Origin of the sequence: Faecalibacterium sp. DFI.5.82 (genome assembly GCF_029076575.1) — a bacterium.
Lineage (GTDB): Bacteria > Bacillota > Clostridia > Oscillospirales > Ruminococcaceae > Faecalibacterium > Faecalibacterium duncaniae.
The window spans coordinates 1-305 of sequence record NZ_JARFIS010000642.1; the positions used below are offsets into that span (position 1 = coordinate 1).

General features: G+C 51.5%; 1 rRNA gene. It reads right to left on the reverse strand.

Features of this window, described 5'->3' with window-relative positions:
• A 23S ribosomal RNA gene (locus P0G09_RS18240) occupies positions 1–305 on the reverse strand; the annotation flags it as partial.

Consider the following 305-nt stretch of genomic DNA (forward strand, 5'->3'; position numbering starts at 1 on the left):
TAAAGCTCCATGGGGTCTTTCCGTCTTGTCGCGGGTAACCGGCATCTTCACCGGTACTACAATTTCGCCGGGCGGGCTGTAGAGACAGTGCCCAAATCATTACGCCTTTCATGCGGGTCAGAACTTACCTGACAAGGAATTTCGCTACCTTAGGACCGTTATAGTTACGGCCGCCGTACACTGGGGCTTCGATTCAATGCTTGCACATCTCCTCTTAACCTTCCAGCACCGGGCAGGCGTCAGCTCGTATACGTCATCTTTCGATTTAGCACAAACCTGAGTTTATGGTAAACAGATGCTTGGGC